The sequence below is a fragment of the Marinobacter salinus genome (assembly GCF_001854125.1).
Taxonomy (GTDB): domain Bacteria; phylum Pseudomonadota; class Gammaproteobacteria; order Pseudomonadales; family Oleiphilaceae; genus Marinobacter; species Marinobacter salinus.
Map to the genome: position 1 here is coordinate 794,929 of NZ_CP017715.1, position 25,599 is coordinate 820,527.

22 protein-coding genes are annotated in these 25,599 nt (G+C 56.1%); 18 read left to right on the top strand and 4 right to left on the bottom strand.

The window, feature by feature from the left end:
• Positions 1-13 precede the first annotated feature (13 nt).
• The 9 genes from BKP64_RS03690 (at position 14) to BKP64_RS03730 (ending at position 9,175) form a co-directional block, all read left to right on the top strand.
• Positions 14-559: an AraC family transcriptional regulator gene (locus tag BKP64_RS03690; RefSeq protein WP_070966183.1), complete on the top strand. Its 546-nt coding sequence runs from the start codon at positions 14-16 to the stop codon at positions 557-559.
• A complete protein-coding gene (locus BKP64_RS03695; protein ID WP_227515491.1) occupies positions 556-2,514 on the top strand; it encodes a tetratricopeptide repeat protein in 1,959 nt (652 codons plus the stop codon). The genes BKP64_RS03690 and BKP64_RS03695 overlap by 4 nt, the downstream gene beginning before the upstream one ends.
• The gene (locus BKP64_RS03700) at positions 2,507-5,419 is read left to right on the top strand and encodes a tetratricopeptide repeat protein (RefSeq protein WP_070966187.1); all 2,913 of its coding nucleotides are present in this window, start codon (positions 2,507-2,509) and stop codon (positions 5,417-5,419) included. The genes BKP64_RS03695 and BKP64_RS03700 overlap by 8 nt, the downstream gene beginning before the upstream one ends.
• Positions 5,406-5,996 (top strand): tetratricopeptide repeat protein, encoded by a 591-nt coding sequence (locus BKP64_RS03705; protein ID WP_070966190.1) that lies wholly within the window; start codon positions 5,406-5,408, stop codon positions 5,994-5,996. Before BKP64_RS03700 ends, BKP64_RS03705 begins: the two co-directional genes overlap by 14 nt.
• 4 nt (positions 5,997-6,000) lie before the next feature.
• Positions 6,001-6,318, top strand: a complete 318-nt coding sequence (locus BKP64_RS03710) for a hypothetical protein (RefSeq protein ID WP_227515492.1) — start codon at positions 6,001-6,003, stop codon at positions 6,316-6,318.
• Positions 6,319-6,452: 134 nt separating this feature from the next.
• Positions 6,453-7,154, top strand: a complete 702-nt coding sequence (locus BKP64_RS03715) for a MotA/TolQ/ExbB proton channel family protein (protein WP_070966193.1) — start codon at positions 6,453-6,455, stop codon at positions 7,152-7,154.
• 25 nt (positions 7,155-7,179) lie between these two features.
• Complete coding sequence (locus BKP64_RS03720; protein WP_070966196.1) at positions 7,180-7,692, top strand: ExbD/TolR family protein; 513 nt, start codon at positions 7,180-7,182, stop codon at positions 7,690-7,692.
• Entirely contained in the window at positions 7,689-8,189 is a 501-nt protein-coding gene (locus BKP64_RS03725) for an ExbD/TolR family protein (RefSeq protein ID WP_070966198.1), read from the top strand. The genes BKP64_RS03720 and BKP64_RS03725 overlap by 4 nt, the downstream gene beginning before the upstream one ends.
• 5 nt (positions 8,190-8,194) lie before the next feature.
• Entirely contained in the window at positions 8,195-9,175 is a 981-nt protein-coding gene (locus BKP64_RS03730; RefSeq protein ID WP_070966201.1) for an AgmX/PglI C-terminal domain-containing protein, read from the top strand.
• A gap of 32 nt (positions 9,176-9,207) precedes the next feature.
• Here the strand turns inward: BKP64_RS03730 and BKP64_RS03735 are convergent, their stop codons facing one another.
• The 4 genes from BKP64_RS03735 to BKP64_RS03750 form a co-directional block, all read right to left on the bottom strand.
• A complete protein-coding gene (locus BKP64_RS03735; protein WP_070966204.1) occupies positions 9,208-10,584 on the bottom strand; it encodes an SLC5/6 family protein in 1,377 nt (458 codons plus the stop codon).
• Between the two features lie 93 nt (positions 10,585-10,677).
• Entirely contained in the window at positions 10,678-12,426 is a 1,749-nt protein-coding gene (locus BKP64_RS03740) for a diguanylate cyclase domain-containing protein (RefSeq protein WP_227515493.1), read from the bottom strand.
• Positions 12,427-12,459: 33 nt separating this feature from the next.
• Positions 12,460-14,199: a PHA/PHB synthase family protein gene (locus BKP64_RS03745; protein ID WP_227515494.1), complete on the bottom strand. Its 1,740-nt coding sequence runs from the start codon at positions 14,197-14,199 to the stop codon at positions 12,460-12,462.
• Positions 14,200-14,336: 137 nt separating this feature from the next.
• The gene (locus tag BKP64_RS03750) at positions 14,337-14,705 is read right to left on the bottom strand and encodes a phasin family protein (protein WP_070966209.1); all 369 of its coding nucleotides are present in this window, start codon (positions 14,703-14,705) and stop codon (positions 14,337-14,339) included.
• Between the two features lie 156 nt (positions 14,706-14,861).
• Here BKP64_RS03750 and BKP64_RS03755 point away from each other — a divergent pair, with 156 nt between their 5' ends.
• The 9 genes from BKP64_RS03755 (at position 14,862) to BKP64_RS03795 (ending at position 25,588) form a co-directional block, all read left to right on the top strand.
• Positions 14,862-15,182, top strand: a complete 321-nt coding sequence (locus tag BKP64_RS03755) for a TraR/DksA family transcriptional regulator (RefSeq protein WP_070966212.1) — start codon at positions 14,862-14,864, stop codon at positions 15,180-15,182.
• Between the two features lie 28 nt (positions 15,183-15,210).
• On the top strand, positions 15,211-15,921 hold the full coding sequence (locus BKP64_RS03760) for an ABC transporter ATP-binding protein (RefSeq protein ID WP_070966215.1): 711 nt from the start codon (positions 15,211-15,213) through the stop codon (positions 15,919-15,921).
• Positions 15,922-15,925: 4 nt separating this feature from the next.
• Positions 15,926-18,301 (top strand): ABC transporter permease, encoded by a 2,376-nt coding sequence (locus tag BKP64_RS03765; protein WP_070966217.1) that lies wholly within the window; start codon positions 15,926-15,928, stop codon positions 18,299-18,301.
• Positions 18,302-18,353: 52 nt separating this feature from the next.
• Positions 18,354-19,559 carry an efflux RND transporter periplasmic adaptor subunit gene (locus BKP64_RS03770; protein WP_070966220.1) on the top strand — a complete coding sequence of 402 codons (1,206 nt, stop codon included), beginning with the start codon at positions 18,354-18,356 and terminating at the stop codon, positions 19,557-19,559.
• Positions 19,560-19,645: 86 nt separating this feature from the next.
• Entirely contained in the window at positions 19,646-21,391 is a 1,746-nt protein-coding gene (locus BKP64_RS03775) for an N-acyl-D-amino-acid deacylase family protein (protein ID WP_070966223.1), read from the top strand.
• A 66-nt stretch (positions 21,392-21,457) separates the two neighbouring features.
• A complete protein-coding gene (locus tag BKP64_RS03780; RefSeq protein WP_070973538.1) occupies positions 21,458-22,075 on the top strand; it encodes a DUF2238 domain-containing protein in 618 nt (205 codons plus the stop codon).
• 36 nt (positions 22,076-22,111) lie between these two features.
• On the top strand, positions 22,112-23,575 hold the full coding sequence (locus BKP64_RS03785; protein ID WP_070966226.1) for an SLC13 family permease: 1,464 nt from the start codon (positions 22,112-22,114) through the stop codon (positions 23,573-23,575).
• Positions 23,576-23,723: 148 nt separating this feature from the next.
• Complete coding sequence (locus BKP64_RS03790) at positions 23,724-24,524, top strand: C39 family peptidase (RefSeq protein ID WP_070966229.1); 801 nt, start codon at positions 23,724-23,726, stop codon at positions 24,522-24,524.
• Positions 24,525-24,577: 53 nt separating this feature from the next.
• Entirely contained in the window at positions 24,578-25,588 is a 1,011-nt protein-coding gene (locus tag BKP64_RS03795) for a flagellar protein FilC (RefSeq protein ID WP_070966233.1), read from the top strand.
• The last annotated feature ends 11 nt before the right edge of the window (positions 25,589-25,599 follow it).

Genomic DNA, 25,599 nt, shown 5'->3' on the forward strand with positions numbered 1-25,599 from the left:
AGGAAGACTGACCATGGCGATTTCGATGAAGCCCTTTATGTATGCCCTCATTGCCGGCCTCTCACTGATGGTGGCGGGGGCGGCACTGGCCCAATCGGGTGATACCTCTGAGGACAAAGCTGTCGCGGAGACTGTTGAAGCCCTGAAGAAGAAAGTCATTCGGTTAAACAGGGACCTCTTTATTCTGGAAGAAGATCTTCTGTTCCCGGCCAGCACCCAGTTTGCTGTATTTCTGAGCGTTGATACCGGTCAGTTCCTGAAACTTGATGCGGTAAAGCTGAAAGTGGATGAGGAGGTGGTCGCTTCCTACCTCTACACGGACCGTCAGGTCCGTGCACTGGAGCGTGGAGGTATGCAGCGCCTGTACGTTGGTAATCTGAAAACCGGCAATCATGAGGTGACAGCGTTTGTGGAGGGCATCGGGCCTGACAATCGCGCTTACAAACAGGCTGCCACTATGCAGTTCGAAAAAGAGACCGGTACGGCGGCCCTGGAAATCCGGGTGGAAGACAGTTCCTCCGATTACCAGCCAAAGCTCTCCATTGTGGAGTGGGAGTGAGTCGGGCTGTGGCAATGATGGTTCGATACCGGTTCTGCAAACTGCCATCTCTGGTTGTCGGTGGGTGCTTGTGGTTGTTACTTGCCGCTGTTATCCAGGCGGACGAGCCTGCACCGGAGCGGGTGAAGGATCTTAGATATGGGTGGGTACTCTACAACTACCACCAGGGGCAGGCGTTTGATGCGCTGACTCAGCTGGCCGTGGCACGGGAAAAAGGCGGCATTGAGGGCCACGGTGATCACCCCGGCCTGGTGGAGGGCGGGTTGATGCTCTCCTACGGTATGACCCGTGAGGCGGGTCGTCTGTTCACAAGTTTGCTTGGGGAGGGTGGCAACGGGAGCTCACTGTCGCCGGAGATTCGCAATCAGGCATGGTTTTACCTTGGCAAGGTGCTTTATCTGGAAGCGGACTACGACGGTGCTTACGCGAATCTACAACGCGTAGATGGCAGGGTTCTCGCAGACAGTGACCTCGCTCTTTACCAAGAGTGGCTGTACCTCCAGTGCCGGCTGGTGATGTCGTCACCAGCTATCGGTGACCCGGCGGCTCTTGATGGTTTGCGGAAAAAACTGGGGGGCCAGAATATCTGGTCAGCATACCTGGATTACAACGTGGCCATGGCGCAGATCTCTGCCGGGGACTCAGCTGCCGCAGGCAAAACCCTTCGTGCTTTGATTGACCACATGACTGAACGGGCCCCTGTCGCTGAAGACGTTCGTTTGGAACACGAAGGGCTGCTGGACAGGACCAGACTTTCTCTTGCACGCCTTTACCTGGATGAAAACCATTTTGATGATGCCTTGCGGGTACTGGAAGCATTGCCAGTCGACGGGCCTTTTTCGGACCGGGCACTGTTTGACTACGCGGTTGCCGCGGCGGGTCAGGGGGAGGTGGCGAGAGCCTTTAATGCACTGGAAACGTTGTCCCGGAAGCAGTTGTTTACGCCATGGCTGCAACAGGTTCCCTACGCCCGGGGATACCTTCTTGAAGAGATGGGCCGACCGGGGCCGGCGCTCAAGGCTTTTCGGGATGCGGCCCGGCATTATCAGGCGCTGGACCGCGAGCTGGTTGCTGCGCGCCAGGAATTAACCGAAAAGACACTCATGTCCCTGCTGAAATTCATGCGGGATGGTGATGGCCTGATGACGGATGCCTATGGCCGACTGCGCGTTATTCCGGAAGACTTTGGCATTGCCGGGATCCTTGCCGCAGAGTCCTTTCAGCAGGCCTTGAGCGAATTGCACCAGTTATACGGGATGCAGTCGTTCCTGGGAGACTGGCAAAAACAGCTCGGTTCCTTTGCCGTGATGCTGGAAACCCGCAAGCTGCAACGGGATATCCGAATCCGGGAGACTCGGGCCGTTCTGGCAAGGCAGGAAGCCGACAAATGGGCTGCAGAGCACGCCCGGTTAAGTGTACAAGTCAATGAAGCCCTGGCCAGGGAAGACCATGAGTTTTTCATGACAACAGAGCAGAAAGCATTGAAAGCAAGGCTGGATCAAGTGGCCGAAACTCTGAAGGAATTGCCTGATGATGGAAGCACGGCCAGTCAGCGCGCCCAGTTCCGCCGCATGCAGGCTTATTTCGACTGGTGGGTTGCCGATGAATATGGGGTCAATCGGTGGGCGGCCCAGAAGCAGCTCAGGGAATTGGGCAATGCCATGTCAACGTTTCGTGACCAGCGACAAATCATTGAGAGTCTGATGGCGGAAGATCGTCAGCATAATCTCTTGAGTCGCCGCCTCGCGGAGAAAGAAGCGGAAGTCGAAGCTCTCAGAGGTGAGCTGTCGGCAGCACTGGCAGAGGCACGAGGCAGGCTGATGGGGCGCATGGACGCAGCACTCGCCGAGCGCCGCCTTCAGTTACAGGGTTATCTGCGGGCGTCCCGTCACGCTCAGGCGCGCTTGGCAGACAAGCTGTTCCAGGCAGGGCAACAGGGGGCAGCCAATGACTAGGCATGGCTTGCTTCTGTTTGCCCGGTTATCAGCCTGCTCCGTTCTGCAGGGTGTGGCCATTCTGTTGCTCACCGGCTGCCAGGCCGTTCAGTGGCTGCCGGGAAGTTCCGGGGAAGCAATGCCGCAGGCGCGTGCCGGTACTCTGGCATCACTTCCCGCGGTGCGGGAGCCGGTTCTCGCAGGTCCTGCAACAGGCAATGTCGATGACACAGATGTACAGGGCGAGCTGGTTTCACTGGGAATGGTCATTGACAGCTATAGGGCGCTGTTACCGTTGGTAGACGACCCGCTCAAGCGGGTGACCATACGGCATCGCCTGGCAGATCTTGAGTTCATGCGGGCAGAGCGTAAATTTGCAGATACCGCGGAAGACGAGTTTTCCGACGCCATTGCTGCCTACGAAGATCTGCTGGCGGAGTATCCCGAACGTAAAGGTAATGATCAGATCTACTATCAACTGGCCCGGGCTTGGGAACTGCGGGGAATGACCCCGGAACAGCTGGCGGCGCTGGATACACTGGTTACGGGCTATCCGCAGTCGCCTTACTGGATTGAAGCCCAGTTCCGGCGGGCGGATCTGCTCTTTATTGACGGCCGATACCGTGAAGCTGAGCAGGCGTTTGATGAAGTGGCCCTTGCCAGCGAACAAAGGCAGGCCGATGCATCGTTTCTTGTCAATGCCCACTACATGAAAGGGTGGAGCCAGTTCAAGCAAGGTGACTATCAGCAGGCCCTGTTCAGCTATGTTGAGGTGCTTGATCTGGTGATGCCTGAGGGGCAGCTGGTAGAGAATGTTGATAAGCGACACCAGACCCTGATTGAAGACCTGTTTCGGGTTTTTGGGCTGTCCCTCTCCTATCTGGATGGCGCAGAGACACTTCAGACCCTGTTTCGTCAGACCGGAGGTCGTCCCTATGAAATCCTGATTTACTCCCGTTATAGCGATCTTCTGTTGGAGAGAGAACGCTACAGCGATGCGATTGAGGTCTACGAGGTCTTTATCGAGGATCACCCGGACAGTCGCTGGGCGCCGAGGTATCAGATCAATATTATCCGGACTCTGGAACTTGCCGGGTTCACGAGTACGATTCCCGAGCGCAAAGCGGAATTTGTCCGCGGTTACGGGCTCCACAGCGACTACTGGGCAGGTGCCGAACCGGAAACCGTAGCCTACATCGAAGAACAGCTTGAGCAGTTGCTGCCCGAGCTGGCGGATCGACATTATCTGCTGGCCCGCGAATCCGGGAATGAGCGCGAGGCTCGGGACCACTATCGAAAGGCTGCAGGTTACTACGCAGAATTTGCAGCCACATTTCCGGTCCATCCCCGGACACCGGAGAGGTTATTCCTTCTGGGCGAAGCCAACATCGAATTGCGCGAATGGGCGTCGGCCATTGAGGCATTTGAGCGTGTAGCCTATGACTTTCCCTATGAAGGCGAAGCGCCGGAGCAGGCTGCAGAGGCTGGGTATGCGTCCGTACTGGCATTCCGGGAGTATGCAAAAACGTGGCAGAAGGAGCCAGTTTCCGAGTTGCGCTCTTACCGTGAAATGCAGCAACTGAATCGTCTGCGGTTCGTCAATGCCTTCCCAGCTGATGCCCGGGCCCCGGATGTCTTTTATATCGCACTGCAGCATGAGTTTGAGCGACAAAACTGGGAAGAAGTGGTGACCATGTCAGCTCGCCTGGTGGCTTGGCAGCCTACCCCAAGGCAATCCTTGGTAACCGAGGCACTATTGCTCTCAGGGCATAGCCTCTTTGAACTGGAGCGATTTGCCGAGGCTGAACGGTCCTATCGCGAGGCACTGGTTGGTATGCCTCAAAACGACGACAGGCGTGGCGGCATCACGGAAAACCTCGCAGCATCGGTTTTCCGACAGGCTGAGCAACTCGCAGCTGCGGGTAAGGTAGACGCAGCTGTCAGTGAGTACCTCCGGGTGGGCACTGTGGTGCCAGCCTCTGCTTTGCGTGCCAATGCCGAATACGATGCCGCCTCCCTTCTGATTACAGCTTCTCGCTGGGAGCAGGCAATATCGGTGTTGAATGGCTTCCGGGAACGTTTCCCCGAGCACGAGTTGATAGATACCGTACCGGCCAAACTGGCGCTCGGCTACCGGGAAACGGGGCAATGGGAAAAAGCCGGTGACGAGCTCAGTCGCATGGTAGCTTTGGCTTCTACCCCGGAGGAGCGCCGTGAAAACCTGTTAATTGCTGCGGAGCTTTATGACCAGGCAGGGAATACCGACAAAGCTATTGATACCTGGCGCCGATATGCGAATACCTACCCTGAGCCCTCGGATTCCTATATGGAGGCGGCTAACCGGCTGGCCGAGCTTTACCAGTCGGTGGACGATACCACCCGCAGGAACTTCTGGCTGCGGAAACAGATGACCTTTGTCGACCAGAATCCTGAAGCGGCTGATGACCGGATGCGATGGCTTGCAGCGTCTGCGTCTGCAACTCTGGCAAGGGAGGCGCTTGCCCGTTACGACGCCATCAGACTGACATTACCCCTGAACAAAAGCATGGTAGCCAAAACTGATGCTCTGGAGACGGCGGTGACCGCCTATCAGAAGACGGCCACATACGGTCTGTCTTCGTTTGCCACCGAGGCTGGTTATCAGATCGCTCATATCTATGGCCGCCTGGGGGCGGATCTGATGGATTCGGAGCGGCCGCCGGGGCTGAGCGAGCTTGAACTGGCGCAGTATGAGCTGTTACTCGAAGAGCAGGCCTACCCCTTTGAGGACAACGCTATCGACATTCACGAGCAGAATATTCGCCGGGCCCGGGATGGAATCTATGACGAGTGGGTCAAGAGAAGTTATGAGGCGCTGAGAAGCCTGCTGCCGGGTCGATATAACAAGCAGGAAGTTACCGCCGGGGTGGTCGATGAACTGGGTTAAGCGACTGGTAATAGTGACTGTTATGACTGGCCTGGTGTCTGCGTGCGCCGTGAGTCCCAAGACCGACGAAGCTACTCTGACTGCCTCGGAGGCGGAACAGCAGAAGGTGCAGGCCAGGCTTCTTGAGGAATTCAGAGCCGCAGTGACGTCAATGGAAGAAGGTAATGTCGAGGAAGCGACGGAGCGATTCGAACAATTGGCAAAACAACATCCAGGGCACACAGGACCGCTGGCCAACCTTGGAATACTGGCTCTCGGGGCTGGCAATCCGGATCTGGCATCGAAGTATTTTTCGGCGGTTCTTGATCTGGACCCGTCACATACGGTGGCATTGAATCATTTGGGTGTGCTCGCCCGGACAGCGGGCGAATTTGAACAGGCTGAACGTTTTTATCGGCGGGCGCTTGAGGCGGATCCTGCGTATTTACCTGCCATACTCAATCTTGCGTTCCTTCTGGATATCTATCTCGGTCGTCCGGATGAAGCACTGTCCCTTTACGAGCAGTACCAGACCCTGGCTTCAGACCCGAATCCACGGCTGGAGGACTGGATTTTCGATGCAAAAAACCGGATTTGATGGAATGGGGGTACGAACAATGAACACCCGAAAAACATTCGTCGTTGCTCTTTCTGTACTTTTGACTTCGCTTGTGGGGCTGGCACAGGCTCAGGAATCGGGTGTTGTGACCATTGAGGGTACGACTATTCGCGGCGACCAGGAGGTTCCCACTGTAATGTACCTGGTGCCATGGCAGCCACCCGAAGTTGAGGATTTGAAGGCGCCTGACGAACGCCTGATGGTGGCGCAGGAATTTTCACCACTTGAGCGATATGAATTCCAGCGACTGATGGGCTATTACCAGGCCTTCAGCCGTCAGCAGGCTGACACGTCCAAGTGAGAACCCTGTCACATAAGCCTTGAGGCTGAGTGCAAGGTAAAACAAACCGCAACAAAGACTTTCGTGAACTTACGCCTTTGTAAGATCTGACCGTTTAGACTGTTTCAAAACCCGGACCATGGAGTGCCCAGAAGATGATTGATACCGCCGTTCGCTTTTTCCAGGAAGGTGGCTTTTTTATGTATCCGATTGCCGTTGTACTGATTGTCGGACTCATTGTGGCCATCGAACGATACGTATATCTATCTGCTCAGAAACTGACCAATCGCAGGGACTTCAATCGTCTGCACCAGATGATTGCCAAGCGAGACCTGAAAGGTGCGCTTAATTTTTCCCAGGATTCCGGCAGTGCAATGTCCACCATGATTGGTTTCGGGCTGCAACGTCTCGCACGCCGTCAGGGCCGGGAAGAAATCGAGTACGCCATGGAAGAAGGGCTGCTGGACGTGATGCCGCGGCTGGAAAAGCGGACCCAATATCTGGCTACCCTGGCCAACATCGCAACCCTGCTTGGTCTGCTCGGCACCATTATCGGTCTGATCTCGGCCTTTACCGCGGTTGCCGCAGCCGATCCGGCCCAGAAGGCCAGCTTGCTGTCTCAGAGTATTTCTGTGGCCATGAACACCACCGCATTTGGCCTCATGTCCGCTATTCCGATGCTTCTCATCCATTCACTGCTGCAGACCAAAACCAACGAGATTGTTGACAGCTTTGAGATGGCCGGCATCAAGGTGCTCAACCTGCTGAGTGACGGGACAGGCCAGCGTGCCCCGGCACAGAGCCAGGGTGCACCCTCTGCGTCACCGGTGACAGCGCCGGCCGGATCAGTGGCCTGATCATCAGCGAGAAGGAAATCAGGCTATGAGACGAAAGCATCGTCGGCTACATAGTGAGGCGGACCTCGACATCACGCCGTTCATGAATCTCATGATCGTTCTGGTGCCTGTACTCCTGCTGAACATGGTCTTCGCTCACACGAGCGTGCTGGAGCTCAACTTCCCCACGGGTGAAAGCGTGTCTTCAGGGCAGCAGGAAGAGCTCCAGATTCAGGTTGTCATTTATGACCACCACCTCGTAGTCGCGGATAACCAGGGAGGGGTCATAAAGAAAATTCCCGAGCGTGAAGGCGACTTCGACTTCGTTCTGCTGAAGGATGTCATGAAGGAGCTCAAAAGCCGGGTGCCGGAGAAAAAAGACGTCATCATCATGCCCTCAAGGGAAACGTCGTATCAGGTACTCGTAACCGTGATGGATACTGTCCGTTCCTATGAGGCTGTTGTCGCCGGCAATATGGTTGAGGCTGAGCTGTTTCCGGATATTTCCCTGGGGGACGCACCGGAGCAGGATCAGACGGGCGATGAGGTGAGTTCATGAAGGAGTCCGCCAAAGCCAGACGTTTTAAACGTCATTATCGACGCAACAAGAATCAGGGCAAGATGAACCTGGTGTCGCTGATGGACATCTTTACCATTCTGGTGTTTTTCCTGATGGTGAATTCTTCGTCAGATGTTCAGGTTCTGAATCAGAACAGCACCATCAAATTGCCGGATTCAACCGCCGAGCAGCAGCCGGAAGATGTTCTCGCATTGACGGTCACCGATAGCGATATCCTGGTCAACGGCCGCGTTGTACTTGCAAGGTCTGAGTTCCAGGCCTTCGAAGGCCAGGTGGAACCGGCCCTCAAGGACGAGCTGAGTTACCAGAGCCGCCGTTCTGGCTCTCCGGCCCCGGAGGCTGGTCGCGCAATAACCATACTGGCAGACCGGGAGCTGCCCTATGAACTGCTGAAGAAAATCATGTCCACCTGCGTGGATGCCGGATACGCGGCCATATCCCTTGCGGTCAATCAGCAGATGGAACAGGGGGCCTGAGACTCATGGACTATCGGTATGGATTGCCCTGGAACCGGGAACGTGGCGAGCGGAAACGGTTGCTTGCTATCGGAATGGGCATTGTGCCCCTGTTTCTGGCATTCAGTACGTATGTCACCTTGATAGAGTTGCCCGAACAGGACCGTCAGGAGAAAGAAGCTTTACCACCCCAGCTGGCCAAACTCATCATTGAGAAAAAGGAACCGCCAAAGCCGGTCTTACCTGAGCCCGAACCCGAACCTGAAAAACCAAAGCCTGAAGAAAAGCCGGTCGAGCAGGCCAAGCCTGAGCCTCAACCTGAACCTCCGGCTCCGAAACCTGAGCCCCAGGTTGCTGAGAAACCTGAACCTGAGCCCGAACCCCAGGATGTCGAAAAAGCCCGTGAAAAGGTCAAAAACACCGGTCTTCTGGCCATGGGTAAGGAGCTCTCCAAACTGAGTTCTCTGGCGAATTCGGTAAAACTGGACGCCCCCGTTACCAAAACCGCTGAACCGATTGCGAGGAAGACGGGCGACACATTGGCGGCGCGCGCAAACTCGACGAGCAAGAGCGGCGGCGTGGACGAAGCACAATTGCAGCGGGAAACCCGGCAGGTCGCTTTGGCTGAGCGACAAAGAGCGGCAGTGGCCGAAGCTGAACGTGTAGCCGCGGCGAAAGAGGAGGTCCGTCGCGAACAGCAGCAGGTCGCATCAAGAACGCGCAGCAAGGAAGAGCTAAAGCGGACCATGGATGCCAATAAGGCTGCGATTTACAGCATTTACAATCGGGAGCTGAGGAAGAAACCTTCACTTCAGGGCAGCATTACGCCGGAGCTGGTGATTGAGCAGAACGGCAGTGTGTCAAGTTGTTCAGTCGTGGAGTCGACCTTGAACGAGCCGACACTTGAGCGGAAGATCTGCAACCGGCTGAGGCTTGTCGACTTTGGCGCCCGGCAGGGTGTGGATGAGACCCGGCTGCGGTATTCGTTTGAGCTGATGTCCGGCTAAGATTTCCCGGACATCAGTTCGCTTTCTGTATCTCAGGATCCCGCGTGACGGCGCGGGCGGGAACTGGCGATAATAACACTGACCAGCCCGGACCCCACCAGCGCCCCGACAAAGGGCATCAATGTCGGAATGCTACCTGGAAAACTGGCGGCTTCCAGTCCGGCAATCAGGCTGCCCCCGCTAATCCAGCCTGGCAGTATCGCGCCCGTGAGCCCCGCTAGCCCGCCCAGAATGGCGGCTGTTGTCGTCATCTTGCGCCACAGCCCCAGCAGCACGGGGATGACGGCAGTTGCACACAGAAGGTCGGCTATAAGGAAAAGCCTGAGTACCGAAATCCCCTGTAGTGCCACCAGAACCACCGGAATCATAAGGGCGACTGTTATCCAGCGGGCAGAGTTTATAGATAGATCCCTTTTTTCAGTGACCACCAGTGAGGCCAGCGCATTCTGCAGCGTGTCTACCGAAGAGGCCACCAGTGTAATGGCGAGGATAAGAGTCGGTATGGTCAGCCATGCCGGTGCGTTACTCAGCATCGCAAAAAAGGGAATGGGCGGGCTGCCGAGATCGGCTCCGCTGAGGGCCGCCATTATGCCGAGACCACCGACCACGGCAACAACCAGGACGGTAATGATTCCGCCAAACACTGCGCCACGGCTGAGGGTTTCCGGATCCCGAGCAGACCAGAGTCGCTGCCAGTAGCCTTGATGGAACAGGTTGGCAGCGGTAACCGCAATGACCAGTGTCAAGGCCACGCTGAGGGCGCTCGCGGTCGGGACATCTGGAAGCCGGGCGGTAGTCATGTCGGGAAGCTGCTGCATTCCCACAAACCCGACGATTGCCAGCAGTCCGATGAGAAGAAACGCTTGCCACTGGTCTGTCACGATACTGGCACGCAAGCCGCCCCAAGCTGTGTATACAAGGGTAGTGATAGCAACACCGAGAACAACGAGGCTGCCATTGATATCGGAAAGCATTGAGGTAATGGCGCCGATTGCCGTCAGTTCAGCAGTGAGAAAGCATAGCATGTAGAGGACGGATATCAGGGAAACATAGTGGCGGACACCCCGGCCGTAACAAATCTGGGCGAACTCACCAATGCTCCGGCCCTCAGGCAGCAAGCGACGGATTGCCGGGCCGCAGAAGGCGAACACGAGGAAGGGTAGTGCGGCTCCTACTGCATAGCCCGCCAAGGCCATTGGGCCAACCATGGCACCAACCTCCGGGGGGGCAAACAGGATCCACCCGCCCATGCCCGAAGCAAGAAAAGACAGGCCCAGTGCCCTGGCGCCCTGAGTGTTTCGGGCTGTGACGTAGTCATCCAGACCGCCATCCGCGAGACGCGCCCGCAAACCGAGCCAGGTGAATGCAAGCAATGCTGCAGCTAGGACTGCCATGGTGGTGTATAACATTGAGAAATCTCCGGCGGGTCACAAAGCAGGCAATAGTGCCATATCACTGCCGGGAGGGCGAACTCGCCACCAGCCAGAGAGGTGATCGCGGAATCAGGCGCTGGTCTTGGTCTCCTGATTGAAAAGGCGGAAAAGATTGCGGCCATCCCGTTTGGCGCGGTACATGGCAGCGTCGGCTGCCTGCAGCAGGGTATCGGCGGTGGCTCCGTCTTCGGGGTACAGGCTGATCCCGATGCTCGATCCTATCTGAATACTTTCACCACCAATCCGGTAAGGCTCCCGGCTAATCGCAATGAGGCGATCGGCAATCCGGAGGACGTCATCCGGGCTCTCCATTTCAGGCAAAAGAATGATGAATTCGTCGCCTCCGAGCCTGGCAAGGGTATCGTCCTCACGAAGACATTCCTGGACCCTGGCCGTGAACTGAAGCAGGAGTTCGTCGCCGGTAGCGTGGCCCAGGGTATCATTCACCTGTTTGAAGTGATCGAGATCCATGAACATCACTGCCAGCAACAACGTTTTCCGATGGGCATGGCGGATCGCATGCTCGAGACGGTCCTCTAGAAGCCGGCGGTTGGGGATCCCGGTCAGAGCATCATAATAGGCGAGCTGCCGGATTTGCTCTTCGTTTTTCTTGTTCTGGGTGATGTCGGTAAAGAGACCGGCGTAATGAGTGGTGTTGTTTTCGTCGTCCTTGATGGCGGTGATCGTCAAGAGTTCCAGGTAGAGTTCACCGGTTTTCCGGCGATTCCAGATCTCGCCCCGCCAGTATCCATGGTTGACCAGAGATTGCCACATGCGCTGATAAAAATCGCTGTCGTGGCGGCCCGAAGACAGGATCTCGGGCGTTTTGCCAATAACCTCCTCGGACGTGTAACCGGTCAGGTAGGTAAACGCGGGGTTTACGAATTCGATGGTCACGTTGTGGTCAGTCACCATGATGCCTTCAAACGAAGATTCAATAACGCGCTCGGCCAACTGGAGGGTTCGTCGCGACTGCGCTAATGCTTCGTCCCGCTGTTCCAGAGCCTCCCGGAGATCGTTGAGATACATTTGTTCGGCGCCGGCCAGCATGTCGTGATAGCCGATCACACCGGTCACTTCACCGCTTGTATTAACCACTGCGAGGTGACGAATCCGGTGGTCAAGCAGAAGGTCCCGAGCGCGAATAAGAGGTTCACATTCATTAACGGTCATCAAGGGACGGGTGGCCAGGTCCCGCGCGAGAGTGTTGGCGGTGCTTCGTGCAATAAATCTGACCATGTCGCGTTCGGTCAGAATTCCAAGGCCATCCTGCCCGCAGCGGACGACCAGAGCATCGGCGTTATGCCGGTGCATGAGCGCGGCGATGTCGGAGAGGGGCAAATTTCCGTCAGCCACCAGTGGAGGCCCTGGTATGGCCGAGCGCACTTCCCGGAGACGGAGGTAGGGTTCAAGTCCCTGATTGAGCGCCAGGTCGGTCTGGGAGAGAAGTCCGACCGGGGCGTTGTGTTCATCGACCACAAGGAAGTGACGTTTGCCGGTGTCCCGGAACCTTATCGCGGCCTCGCCAATATCCATACTGCAGGGCAGACTGAGTACTGGCGAACTCATGACAGATCGGACAGAGCGCTGGAACTCATCGGTGTTGGAGAAGTCCACAGCGAGTGCATCGTGCTCGGTCCATATGCCCACCACCTCACCGTTTTCGGTAACGAGAATTGAGCTGACGGAGTGTTCTGCCATTCTGGCGGCCGCTTCGGCAACAGAGGTTTCCGGTGCGCACTGAAGCAACATGCCGCTGTGCATGATCCGTGATATGGGGAGAAGCCTCCTCATGGGGGCATCTGTCACTGTGCTCATAATTGAGGATTCAGTGTTTCCGGCGACTGTCATTCAGGTGCTTGCCGCCTGGGCCGCTTTCATCCTTACGTAACTGCCCGGAGCGTCCTCAATGACCTCCAGCTTGCCATTACCGGGAACCCGTGCTGGCACGGGTTTACCGGTATACTGGCCCAACCATTCCAGCCAATGGGGCCACCAGGAACCGGGATGATGCTCAGCGTTGTCAAGCCATACATCGGAATCCGGTGACAAGGTGTCGTTGGTCCAGAATCCATACTTTTCCTTGTAGGGCGGGTTGACCACGCCCGCGATATGCCCGGAACCTGACAGTACAAACCGCACATTCCCCCCATGCACGAGGGCACCTTTGTAGGTCGTTTTCCACTTGGCAATGTGATCCTGTCGTGCGGAGAGGAAAAAGGATGGTACATCGATCTCGGAAAGATTGATCGATTCGCCGGCCACCGTCAGGGAATCGGGCTGCACCAGACGATTATTCAGATACATTTCACGCAGGTAAAAACTGTGCATTTTTGCCGGCAGGTTGGTGCCATCCGTGTTCCAGTACAACAGGTCGAATGCTGCGGGCTTTTCTCCCTTGAGGTAGTTGTTGGTCCAGAAAGACCAGAACAGCTCATTCTCTCTGAGAAGGTTGAAGGTAAAGGCCATGGCCCGGCCATCAAGGTAACCTTTGCGTGCCAGCATCCTCTCAATGCCACGGATTGAATGGTCATTGATGAAGACACCGATGCCTCCCGGGTCTGAAAAATCCAGTAGCGTCGTCAGGTAAGTCGCACTGGCCACCGGGTTACGGCGCTTTTTCTTCAACCATGCCAGTGTGGAGCCGAGCAGGGTGCCGCCGATACAGTACCCGATAACATTCATCCGGTCTTCACCAGTGGCTTCAGAAACCGCCGCCATTGCCTCCAGCGGCCCCTGTTGCATGTAGTCGTCCCAGCCCTTGTTTCGCAAGGACGGCCCGGGATTTCGCCAGGATATGATAAATACCGTCTGGCCTTGATTGACCAGCCATTGAATGAACGAGTTACGGGCGGTGAGGTCCAGAATGTAGTACTTGTTGATCCAGGGGGGAACGATCAGCAAGGGTCGTTTGCTCACCTTTTCTGTGGACGGGGTGTACTGGATCAGCTGCATCAGTTCATTCTGGTACACCACTTTGCCCGGGGTCGTTGCCAGGTTACGGCCTACCTCGAACGCCGATCGGTCAGTCATGCCCACGTTGAACAGTGACGGGTTCTGGCGTACGTCTTCCAGTAACTGTCGACCGCCATCCACCAGATTCATGCCCTTGCGCTCCCAGGTAATCCTCAGAACCTCGGGATTCGTCACCGGGTAATTGGACGGTGAGAGTGCGCTGGTCAGTTGCCTGGCGTAGAACAACATCTGGTCACGGCTAGCAGGCGGCAGACCCTCCATGTTTTCAACCCATCCGAGGAACGCTCTGGAATTGATCAGGTAGGCCTGTTGCAACACGTCAAATGGTAGGTTCTTGCGCCAGTCTTCGGCTTGGAAACGGCGGTCATCGCGCTCTGCTTCAACAACCGGTTCCCTGTCTTTTCCGACCACGCGGGCAAGGGTGTAATAGCTGAGTGCAAGGTGTTTTCGAGTCAGGTCAAGCTCGGCACCCGCGAACCGTAACGGGTGCAATAGCAAGTCCTCTGCCATTGCCCGATAGGCATCGGACATCTCTGTCAGCGTTGCCAACTTGGTGTCTTCCATGAGGCCGGTGTCGCCCAGCCATTTCTCCAGTTGCTCCTGGCTTCGTCTCACGTTGGTCTCAAACATTGAAACCAGGTGATTGGCAGTTTTGCTGAGCAGGTCCACACCCAACATAAGAGTCCCTCTATTACTCAAAATAAAAGGCCGGAGCAGGATGTACCGCTCCGGCCGCGCTCCTGTGTCAGTGCTCAGGCTGCGTTCTTGCCGGCCGCCGCCGTGCCTGCGGTTTTCTCACCAGTCTGCCTGGCTTTCGGCGATTCCGGGGTCGCATCCTTGAACACCTTCTGCACCTGCTCGCGGGTTTCGGTGAAGTAGTCCTGCCACGCTTTCCAGTCAGAAGTGAATTGCTCGCTGAGTGATTTAAGGGTTTCGGCCTGATCACCAGTCAGGGTTTTCAGACCGTCGAGATCCCGCACCTCTGACACTTTTCTGGCCTGATCCATCGCCACATCCGCATAGCGCCGGAAGGCATTCATCTGCATTTCTGCAGCCTTGCTGAACTGTTCAAAAAGGGTCTCATTGAGACGGTTTGCCTTTTGAGGCATCTCATTGTTCATGCTGACAACTCCTTTGTTTGCAGGGTTTCCAGATCTTTATTCTGCCGTACCTTTGGTTGCGTAATTTTGACAAGCATCAAACGGGGGTTCAGCTTATGCTTTAATCTGGTGCTTTATGCGAAGTCGCCCTGAATTCAGGAGCGGCAGGAGGCTTGTATGACGAATCGAAAATCGGAACTGGAAACCCTGAGGGCGGATCTTCAGGCTCGTTTGTCTCGCTATGAAGCGCATCAGCATCGGGAAGGCGGTGCTTTGGAGAAAGACTTCGAAGAGCAGGCAACCCAGACTCAGAACGACGAAGTGGTTGACTCCCTCGAATCGGAAACCCGAGCTGAGCTGACTCAGGTTGAACACGCACTTGAGCGAATTGAGAATGGGGTGGGGGATGAATGTGAGTCCTGTGGCGAAGCAATTGACCCCCGTCGATTGCAGGTGTTGCCCTACACGACTGTCTGTATTGACTGTGCAGATGACTGATTGACGGCCTGAGTCGGGGAAAGCGTTGATGAGCCGACTACCTGTTTTCCAGACACGGGGGCTGACCAAGACATACGATCAGGGTGAGGTTCAGGTCCGAGCTCTGCGGGGGGTTGATCTTGACCTGTACCCAGGTGAACTGATCGTGATGCTGGGCGCTTCCGGCTCCGGTAAATCCACATTGCTGAACATTCTGGGGGGGCTGGATGTGCCAACCGCCGGCCAGGTCCGTTACTGCGATGAAGAACTGGGTGACGCCGGAGACCGCAAACTGACACAGTACCGCCGGGAGCATGTGGGTTTTGTCTTTCAGTTCTACAACCTGATTCCCAGCCTTACCGCCCGTGAAAATGTCGCCGCCGTGACCGAAATAGCCAGCAACCCCATGTCTCCGGAAGAGGCTCTGGCGTTAGTGGGGTTGCAGGACCGAATGGACCACTTCCCCGCACAGCTGTCGGGTGGAGAGCAACAACGGGTAGCCATTGCCCGCGCAGTCGCCAAGCGTCCAAACGTTCTGCTGTGCGATGAGCCAACGGGAGCGCTGGATTCAAAAACCGGGATTCTCGTGCTCGAAGCCCTGAACAAAGCGAATAGGGAAACCGGAACGACCACAGTAATTATTACCCACAATGCCTCAATTGCCGGCATGGGCGACAGGGTGATCACGATGTCGGACGGCAACATCAGTGGTGAACGGCGCAATGACCAGCGCCAGGATCCGCGAACCTTGAGCTGGTAGCGGAATGTCCTTCTTCAGCAGCGCCCTGAACACCAAGTTGCGCCGTGAACTCTGGCAGATGCGGGGCCAGGTTCTGGCTATCGCCCTTGTGATTGCCGGTGGTGTGGCTGTGTGTGTCATGTCGCTGCTTAATTATTCGTCCCTTTCAGCAACTCGTAGCCAGTATTATGACGAGCATCAGTTTGCGGAGATTTTTGCCTCTCTGAAGCGTGCACCAAAGCATGTGTTGCACGAGGTGTCTGCGATACCGGGCATTACGCGGTTTACCGGCAGGGTTGAGGGTGGTGCCAAGCTGGAGATTCCCGGATTCTCGGACCCGGTGTCTGCAAGACTGGTATCCCTGCCACCCGGCGGACAACCGGATGTTAACCGGCTTTTTATCCGCAAAGGGCATTTGCCCGCGCCTGGCCGAAGCCGCGACGTTGCAGTCATCGGTAGTTTTGCCGAGGCTCATGACTTACAGCTCGGTGACCAGTTTTCTGCAATTATCAATGGTCGCCGGCAATTGCTGACCATCTCCGGTATTGTTGAATCGCCCGAGTTTATCTATGTCATACCTCCGGGAGGGATGCTCCCGGACTATGAACGTTTTGGTGTGCTCTGGATGAGCGAGGAGGCCCTGGCCGCCGCCATGGATATGAAAGGCGCCTTCAATAGCCTGCTTGTGCGCACTGACCCAGGCCATCCGGTGGCATCGGTGATTGATGCGCTGGACCGGTTGCTGGATCGCTATGGTGCCACAGGTGCCTATGGCCGTGATGATCAGTTTTCACACCGGTTTCTCAATGACGAACTGAGCCAGCTCAAAACCATGGCGACGGTTTTTCCGCTGATCTTCATGAGCGTCGCGATGTTTCTGCTTAATGTGGTGATCAGTCGGCTGATCAGTACCCAGCGGGACATCATTGCGGTGTTGAAGGCCTTTGGTTACACCAACCGTCAGATCGCCTGGCACTACACCAAGCTTGTGCTCACCATCGCCGTGATCGGATTTGCGCTTGGTCTGGGGCTGGGCGTTTGGCTTGGAGCCGGGCTCGGTGAGATGTACATGCAGTACTACCGTTTCCCGGGACTGCTTTTAACAATTAATCCCGTCTGGATTTTCCTCCTTGCCGGGATTTCGTTTGTGGTGGCCTGGCTGGGTGGCTGGCGGGCAATCAGTCAGGCTGCGGCACTGCCCCCAGCGGAAGCCATGCGCCCCGAGGGGCCTGCTCGATTTCGCGTTACCCTTGCTGAAAAATGGCTATCGACCATACGCTTCAGCCAGCCCTCCCGGATGATTGTCCGGCAGACTGCGCGTCGACCACTTCGGTCCTTATTGTCTATGATGGGTGTCGCTATGGCGACGGCCATTATTATGGTGGGTAATTTTCAGTTTGATTCTGTTTCGCTGATGGTGCACACCCAGTTTGCGCGAGTTCAGCAGCAGGATCTCACCGCAACCCTGACAGATCCACTCAACGCGTCGATACTTTTCACCTTGCAGAGACAACCGGGTATTCGCTACGCAGAGGGCAGACGAACGGTTGCCGCGAGGCTGGTGAACGGGCATCGAACATGGCGAAGCGCAGTAACCGGCATTCCGGCCAGCGCGGGGTTGCAGTTCGTGGTGGACAAGAATCTCGAATCGGTTGTTCTACCTCGCAAGGGGCTTCTGCTGACCGATTACCTGGCGCGGGAACTGTCGGTGGAGCCGGGTGATAATCTGGACATCGAGATACTTGAAGGAGATCGCCGAACCATTTCAGTGCCGGTTGCAGGCACCACCAGCGAGTTTCTTGGTGTAGGTGCTTATATGGATCTAAGTGCCCTCAACCGCGCGCTGGGTGAGGGGCCTCTGATTAATCAGGCACTGATAAACGTGGATCCGGCCTTTGAGAACGAGGTGTATCAGCAGCTAAGAGACACGCCAGGTGTGTTGGGTGTCAGTATTCGGCAAGCTATGCTCGATAGTTTTTTCCAGACCCTGGCCAAGACGTTCCTGACATTTACGTTCTTTAATAGTTTGCTGGGGGGGATTATCGCATTCGGTGTGATTTACAACACAGTGCGCATTTCGTTAGCAGAAAAGGGGCGTGAGCTGGCAAGTCTGCGGGTCTTGGGGTACACCCATAACGAAGTGGCTCACATTCTGCTTGGCGAAATGGCCTTACTTCTGTTGGTAGGCATTCCGTTGGGGTGGCTGATTGGTGAAGGGCTGGCACTTCTTATTATCACCGCCATGCAGACAGAGCTTTACCGTGTTCCGCTGACAATTACGTCCCAGACGCTGGGCATTTCGGCCACGGTAGTCATACTTTCGGCGCTCGGTTCGGGTTTTATTGCCTGGTGGCGGCTCAGGAAGCTGGATCTTGTGGCGGTTCTTAAAACCCGGGAGTAATGCGCATAGTGATTAAGCGAACATCAGGATAACACTGGGGAATGAATAGGCTATGGCAGAAAAACGATCTGCAGGAAAGTGGATTTTTTGGGCAGTGTTTACTGTGCTCGGACTGGTTGCGGTCTTCGTTACGCTGCGTCCTGATCCGGTCTGGGTGGACCTGGCAACCGTTACCCGTGGGGAGCTGGAGGTCACCATCACCGAGGAAGGTAAGACCCGGGTAAAAGATCGTTATCTGGTATCGTCGCCGGTGGCGGGTTATCAGCACCGAGTGCCACTCGATGTTGGGGATCCGGTTACGCCCGGTCAATTGCTTACACAGGTAGAGCCCATGCCTGCCAGCGTTCTTGATGCCCGCAGCCGGGCGGAGGCTGAGGCCATGGTCGGGGCTGCCAGATCTGCGTTGAATTCCGCCCGGCAGAAAGTCGCAGTGGCCAGGGCGGAAGCCGATCTCGCGAAAAAGGAACTGGCCCGGTTACAAGCGCTCAGTGATGATCACTTTGTCTCGGACGAGCGTCTCCAGCAGGTTGCGTCTGCATCCGACCGAGCTCAGGCGATTCTGCGTTCAGCAACATTTGACGAAGAAGTAATGGCGCATGAACTTCAGGCCGCCCGGACTCGTCTAGAGGTTTCCGCGGCACGGTCGTCCGGTAACGGAGCCATCGAAAAAGTTGCGATCCAGTCGCCGGTAAACGGTGCCATTCTTGGGATCGTCCGCAAGAGTGAGGGTGTTGTCCAGGCGGGGGAGGCCATTCTCGAAGTCGGGGACCCGGCAGCATTGGAAGTGGTTGTGGATGTGCTCAGTTTTGACGCTGTAAAACTTTCACCCGGGGTGCCGGTTCATCTTACCGGGTGGGGCGGTAAAACTCTGGACGCTGCGGTACGTCGTGTTGAGCCTGTTGGGTTTGAAGACGTGTCTGCTCTGGGCGTAGAAGAACAAAGGGTCCAGGTGCTGGCCGATATTGTCAGCCCGGCAGAGGACTGGGCGAGCCTGGGAGACGGTTATCGGGTAGACGCTACGTTCGTCCTTTGGTCAACCGAAAATGCGCTGCAGGTTCCGTCTTCCGCCATATTCAGGCACAACGGGAAGGATCACGTATTCCGGGCCGTGGACGGGATAGCCGAACTTGCGGAGATTACGGCAGGCAGAAGCAATGGTTTGTATACCGTGGTTACTTCCGGGCTGAACGAGGGCGACAGTGTGGTGCGCCACCCCGGCCGTCAGTTGGAAGCTGGCGCGCGGCTCAGGGAGAGGTAGAGGGGGAAGAAAGAAAGAGAGGAAATGTCACGTTTTGCTCGCTAGACTGACTGATCACAAAAACAAAAAGAGAGGAGTCTTGCCCCGTGAGACAGTACGACGCTCTTATCATTGGTGGCCGTTACTTCGATGGCACCGGTGCCCCATCCCGCATTGCTCATGTTGCGATTCGCGATGGCCGGGTTGCCCGGGTTTTTGACTCGAAGCCCGATCCTGCGCTGGCGGACCAGGTAATTGATGCTGAGGGATGCTGGGTAACGCCGGGGTTCCTGGACACCCATACCCACTATGACGCCGAACTGATTGTAGCCCCGTCGCTTTCAGAGTCGGTTCGTCACGGTGTGACAACCGTTCTGATTGGCAGTTGCTCGTTGAGCATGGTCTGTTCGGATGCCGAGGATGCTTCTGATATTTTTACCCGGGTCGAAACGGTTCCAAGGGAAAAAGTGTTGCCGATCCTTGTCCAGAACAAGAACTGGAGCACGCCCTCTGAATGGGTTCGGTTTATCGAGCGGCATCCGCTGGGACCCAATGTCATCAGTTTCCTTGGGCATAGCGATTTGCGGACCGGAGTTATGGGCCTGCACCGGGCCACTGATCGGAGCATAAAACCGACAGCCCAGGAGCAGGAACGTATGGAGCAGCTGCTTGAAGAGGCCTTGCAGGAGGGGTTTCTGGGCCTGTCGACAATGTGCCTGAAATGGGACAAAGTCGATGGTGACCGTGAATGGTCGAAGAGCCTCCCGAGCACTTATGCGCGCTGGGGAGAGGTGAGCCGGCTAAACCGTTTGCTGCGTCGATATGGACGCGTTCATCAGGGCGCGCCCAATGCTGCCAATCCGCTTCAGGTAACCCAATACCTGAGAGAGTCACTCGGGTGGTTCCGGAAGCCACTGAAAACGACGCTCATCGCCCTCATCGACCTCAAGGGCAACCCGACCGTTCGGCCAATGGCAAATCTGGTCGGCTGGATCGCTAATGCGTTCAGGGGCAATTTCCGGTGGCAGTTACTCCCGACGCCTTTCACCATTTATGCGGATGGTATGGATATTGTGCTCTTTGAGGAGTTTGGAGCGGGTGAAATGGCACTGGATGTCCGGGACCAGCTGGAGAGGAATGAGCTGCTCAAGGACGAGAGTTATCGCCGGACCTTCCGAAAATTCTACAAAGAGAAACTGTCTCCGCGAGTCTGGCAGCGGGATTTTGGCGATGCCATTATTCTTGGCTGTCCGGACACCTCGGTGGTAGGACGCAACTTTGCGGAGCTTGCGGCTGAGCAGGGCATACACGTGGTGGACTTTTTCCTGGACATGGTCGTCAAGTACGGTCGGGGCCTCCGGTGGTATACCGTCATCGGCAATCATCGTGAGAAACGGCTCCGCGAGATGGTGAAAAGTCCCCATGCCCTGATCACCTTTTCGGATGCGGGTGCCCATATTCGCAATATGGCGTTCTACAACCTCCCATTGCGATTTCTGAAACTTGTCCAGGAAAGTGAGCAGCAGGGTGATCCGATTATGTCTCTTGAGAGAGCCGTGCATCGCCTTACAGGGGAGCAGGCTGACTGGCTCGGTATTGACGCCGGCCATATCCGGGAAGGCGATCGGGCAGACATCGTCATACTGGATCCGCGCGGTCTGAATCAGGATCTGGAGCAGGAAAACTGGGCTGAGATGGAAGGCTTCGGCCTTGACCGAATGGTCAACCGGGTTCCGGGGTGCGTCAAGCACGTGCTCATCAATGGGCGTGCGGCAATGACCAATGAACAAGTTGAGCCGGGCCTGGGGAAAGAGTCCGGGTTTGGGCGTTTTCTGCGGGCTACGTCCTGCTGATTCAGTTCTGGCTGGAGGTACAATGTCCGCTCTGAACGCCAGGAATCCGTTGATGGGAAGTGTATGATGTTGCGTTTACCGTTTGTCAGTGTCGTCTGGCTGATCATATTTCTGGCCGTTCTGGTTTGGTCCGGGATTGCACCGAAAGACCGGGCCACCTGGGTACTTGAAGTCTTGCCCGCCGTCATCGGTTTGGTGCTGGTGATCTGGTGCTGGTTTCGTTATCCATTGAGTCCCTTGCTTTATTGGCTGATTCTCGTGCATGCCGTAATACTCATGGTGGGAGGGCATTACACCTATGCAGAAGTGCCAATGTTCGACTGGTTCAGCGACTGGTTCGGCTGGGATCGTAACAACTATGACAAGTTGGGGCATTTCGCCCAGGGTTTCGTTCCGGCCCTGATCGCGCGGGAACTCGTCGTCCGGTTATCAGTGTTTGCCCACCGTGGTTGGGCCTCCTTTTTTATAATCTGCTTCTGCCTGGCTCTCAGTGCATTCTATGAATTGATCGAATGGTGGGTTGCACTGGCCAGTGAACAGGCAGCCGAGGCGTTTCTGGGTACTCAGGGCTATGTTTGGGATACCCAGTCCGATATGGCGTGGGCGCTTTCCGGGGCAATTCTGGCCCTGATGTTGCTCGGACGATTCCAGGACCGCCAGATCACGCGGCTCAACGGGAGCTGAATCATTCCATTTTCCTTAGCTGACTGATACCTGTTTATGACTGACGCTCAAAATCCCGAAAACCTTCCCAAAGGTCTTCCCGCAAGCCAGATAATTGGTTTGATGCTGGGAGCCGTGTTTCTGCTCGTTACACTGATTCTGCCCCCACCTCAAACCATGGGAGCCGATGCCTGGGCAGCCCTCGGTATGATGTTGCTCATGGCTACCTGGTGGTCCACGGAAGCCATTCCCATACCGGCAACGGCACTTCTTCCGATTGTTCTGGTGCCGGCACTGGGGTTGGGCAGTATCGGGGAGGCAACCACTCCTTATGCCAACCCGATTATCTTCCTGTTTCTGGGCGGCTTTACGCTGGGGCTCGCTATGCAGCGTTGGAATCTTCACCGTCGGATCGCCTTACTTACGCTAAAAACTGTGGGCGATGAGCCGAAGCGACAGATTGGTGGGTTTATGCTGGCCACGGCCTTTCTGAGTATGTGGGTCAGTAACACCGCCACTTCCATCATGATGCTGCCGATTGGTTTGTCCGTTATCGGGATGATGGACGCCTCCAATCCGGACGGCGTGCGTCGATATGCAACGTCTCTGCTGCTGGCGATTGCCTATTCCGCAAGTATTGGCGGCATCGCGACCCTGATCGGAACGCCCCCAAATGCCTTGCTCGCGGCGTATCTCAGTGAGAATCAGGGGATATCCGTCGGATTTGCCCAATGGATGCTGCTGGGTATTCCGGTAACCGTGGTAATGCTATTCGCTGCCTGGTGGTGGTTGACCCGCCGGGACTTCGGTATCGGTCAGAAAGGCGACAGCGCAATGATGATACGTGATGAGCTGGCCGCTCTAGGGCCATTAACCCGGGGCGAAAAGTTGGTTGGGCTGGTGTTTGTGCTCACCGCCAGCGCGTGGATTTTTCGCCCGCTGCTGTCCGGAAGTCTGATGCCCTGGCTCAGTGACACGGGTATCGCCATCGCCGCCGCCATTGTGATGTTCATCATTCCGGTGAATGCCCGCGAGCGCGTCTTTGTTCTGAACTGGGAAACCGCCAAGGGGATTCCCTGGGGCGTTCTGCTATTGTTCGGCGGCGGGCTGGCCATGGCAGGTGTTATCAGCAGTTCTGGTCTGGCCGAATGGATCGCCGGAAGTCTGGGGGCTGCGGGCACCTTACCGACTCTGGTTATGATCGCCCTGGTGGCCGGGGTGATTATTTTTCTCACTGAAGTAACCAGTAATACAGCCACGGCAGCTGCATTTTTGCCGCTTCTCGGAGCGCTCGCCATGTCACAGGGAGTATCTCCCATTCTCCTGACGGTGCCGGCCGCAGTGGCCGCCAGTTGCGCATTTATGATGCCGGTTGCGACACCGCCCAACGCTATCGTGTTTTCCTCCGGCCACATGAAGATCAGCGACATGATCAGCGCCGGCTTTGCCCTGAATCTGGCGGGTGTGGTGGTTGTCACCCTGCTGTGCTATGGCCTCCTGGGCGTGGTGTTCACCCTCTGACATTGACCAGCCGGTTCTTCCGGCCTCCTCCGCAGCGACAGATTTGAGGCACAGTTATCTTTAAGCGGGCAGCGTTTTCGGTATCTTACCGTAACAACATGTAACCCGATTAAGGTCATGGCCAATAAAAACAGGGACCTCCTCTGACATGCTGCTGGTGCTCGCCGGATCCATTCTCACATTTACCATGGTGCAGGAAGCGACTGTGGTTGAGCCTTTTGAAAAAGGCACTGTTGTCATTGAGCAGGACGTGGACTCCGGCCCGGTTAAGCTACGGTCGGATGTGAGGGTAGAGCCCCTTGTGGAGCAGAAGTACCGTAACATTGTTCGTCAGGCTTATGACTACAGTTGTGGCAGTGCTGCACTCACCACGGTTCTGAATTATTACCTTGGCCGGACGTTGTCGGAGCGGCAGGTCATGGAGGGCTTGCTGCACTATGGCGAGAGCGAGCGCATTGTGGAGCGCCGCGCCTTTTCCATGCTGGATATGAAACGCCTGGTGACGGCGCTGGGCTATCCCTCCGGCGGGTTTCGGGCGACCATCGATGATTTGAAAGACCTGGATCACCCCGCCATTGTCCCTATTCATCACGCCGGCTTTAAACACTTTGTTGTGTTGCGCACTATCCGGGACGACCGTGTTTATATGGCAGATCCTTCAGTAGGCAACATCTCCTTTCCGCTTGCCCAATTCGAGGAAAAATGGGACGACAACGTCCTCTTCATCGTATTCCCGGGCAGCGACAAGCCCCTCGATAATCTGGAATTAAAAGAGGAAGACCTTCGTTTTGTGGACGACCAGACAATGACCCTGTTGGCGCTGGAAAGGATTCCTGCGTTTCATGAGGCCACCGAAAGGCGTATTCAGAACCTTCTGGAGCGTCAGAAAAATAATCCCGACGGTAGTGTCGAAAATACCCGAAAACAACTCTATTACCGTCGAAACTAATTCTCCGGGTCACTCCGGATCAGGAACACGACAAATAAAATAAGGGAGTCAGGATGAATCGTTGGTTTGTGCGAGGCCTTATCCTTGTTTCCACGGCAGGTCTGCTTCCAGGTATGGCCCTGGCGCAGGAAGAAAGTGTGGACCAGGCGCGGGAAGCGCTGGCAAAACAGGAGGGTGATGAAGACTCCTCCCGCCAGCTGGAAGAGGTGTTTCAGGCTGCAGAGAAGAACTATTCTCTGCAGAAGAAGGGTACCCATTCCCTGAACTATTCATTTGACTATTCCTACACCGCCGACCAGCGCCTGGACCTGGCGATAACCGGTGGCTCGGTCAGGAATCTCGATGTGGTGCCATCGGCTACCCATAATTTTACCAATGCATTCTCCTATGATTACGGTCTGCTGAATAACCTCACCGTCGGGACCCGTGTCCCTCTGGTGGTTAAGTATGACACCGAAGATGAACTGAACGTCTATGACTTCGGCGACGTTTCGTTCACTGGTCGCTGGCAGCCTTTTGCGTATGTGCCCGGAAAAATGTCCACGACATTCTTTGGAACGCTGACCACCAAAACCGGCGTCAGCCCCTATGAAATCGATATCAAGGAGCAGCTTTCCACAGGCAGCGGGTACTATTCCGTCGGTGGTGGCGCAAGCCTTTCCAAGGTTCTGGACCCCGTTGTCATCTTTGGTTCGTTGAGCGCAACCTACAACCTGCCTGCCGAGGATCTCAACCAGGTCAGGGGTGCCCGCCTGCTGACCGAGGTCGACCCCGGGTTCGGGCTGTCGGGCTCTGCCGGCTTCGCCTACTCTTTGTCCTACGACATCTCCCTGAGCATCTCTGCGCAAATCAGCTACAGCGACGAAACCATCCTCACGTTCAGTAATGGCGATCAGGCTGTTGCCCAGGACCAGATGACCGGGTTCCTGAGCATGTCGCTGGGCACTCGTGTCAGCGACACTACCATCGTGAATACCAGTCTCGGCATTGGTCTGACCGAGGATGCACCGGACTTCTCCCTGGGTGTATCCCTGCCCATTAATTTCTCTGGCCTCAAAGAGTGATTGGTGCGGCT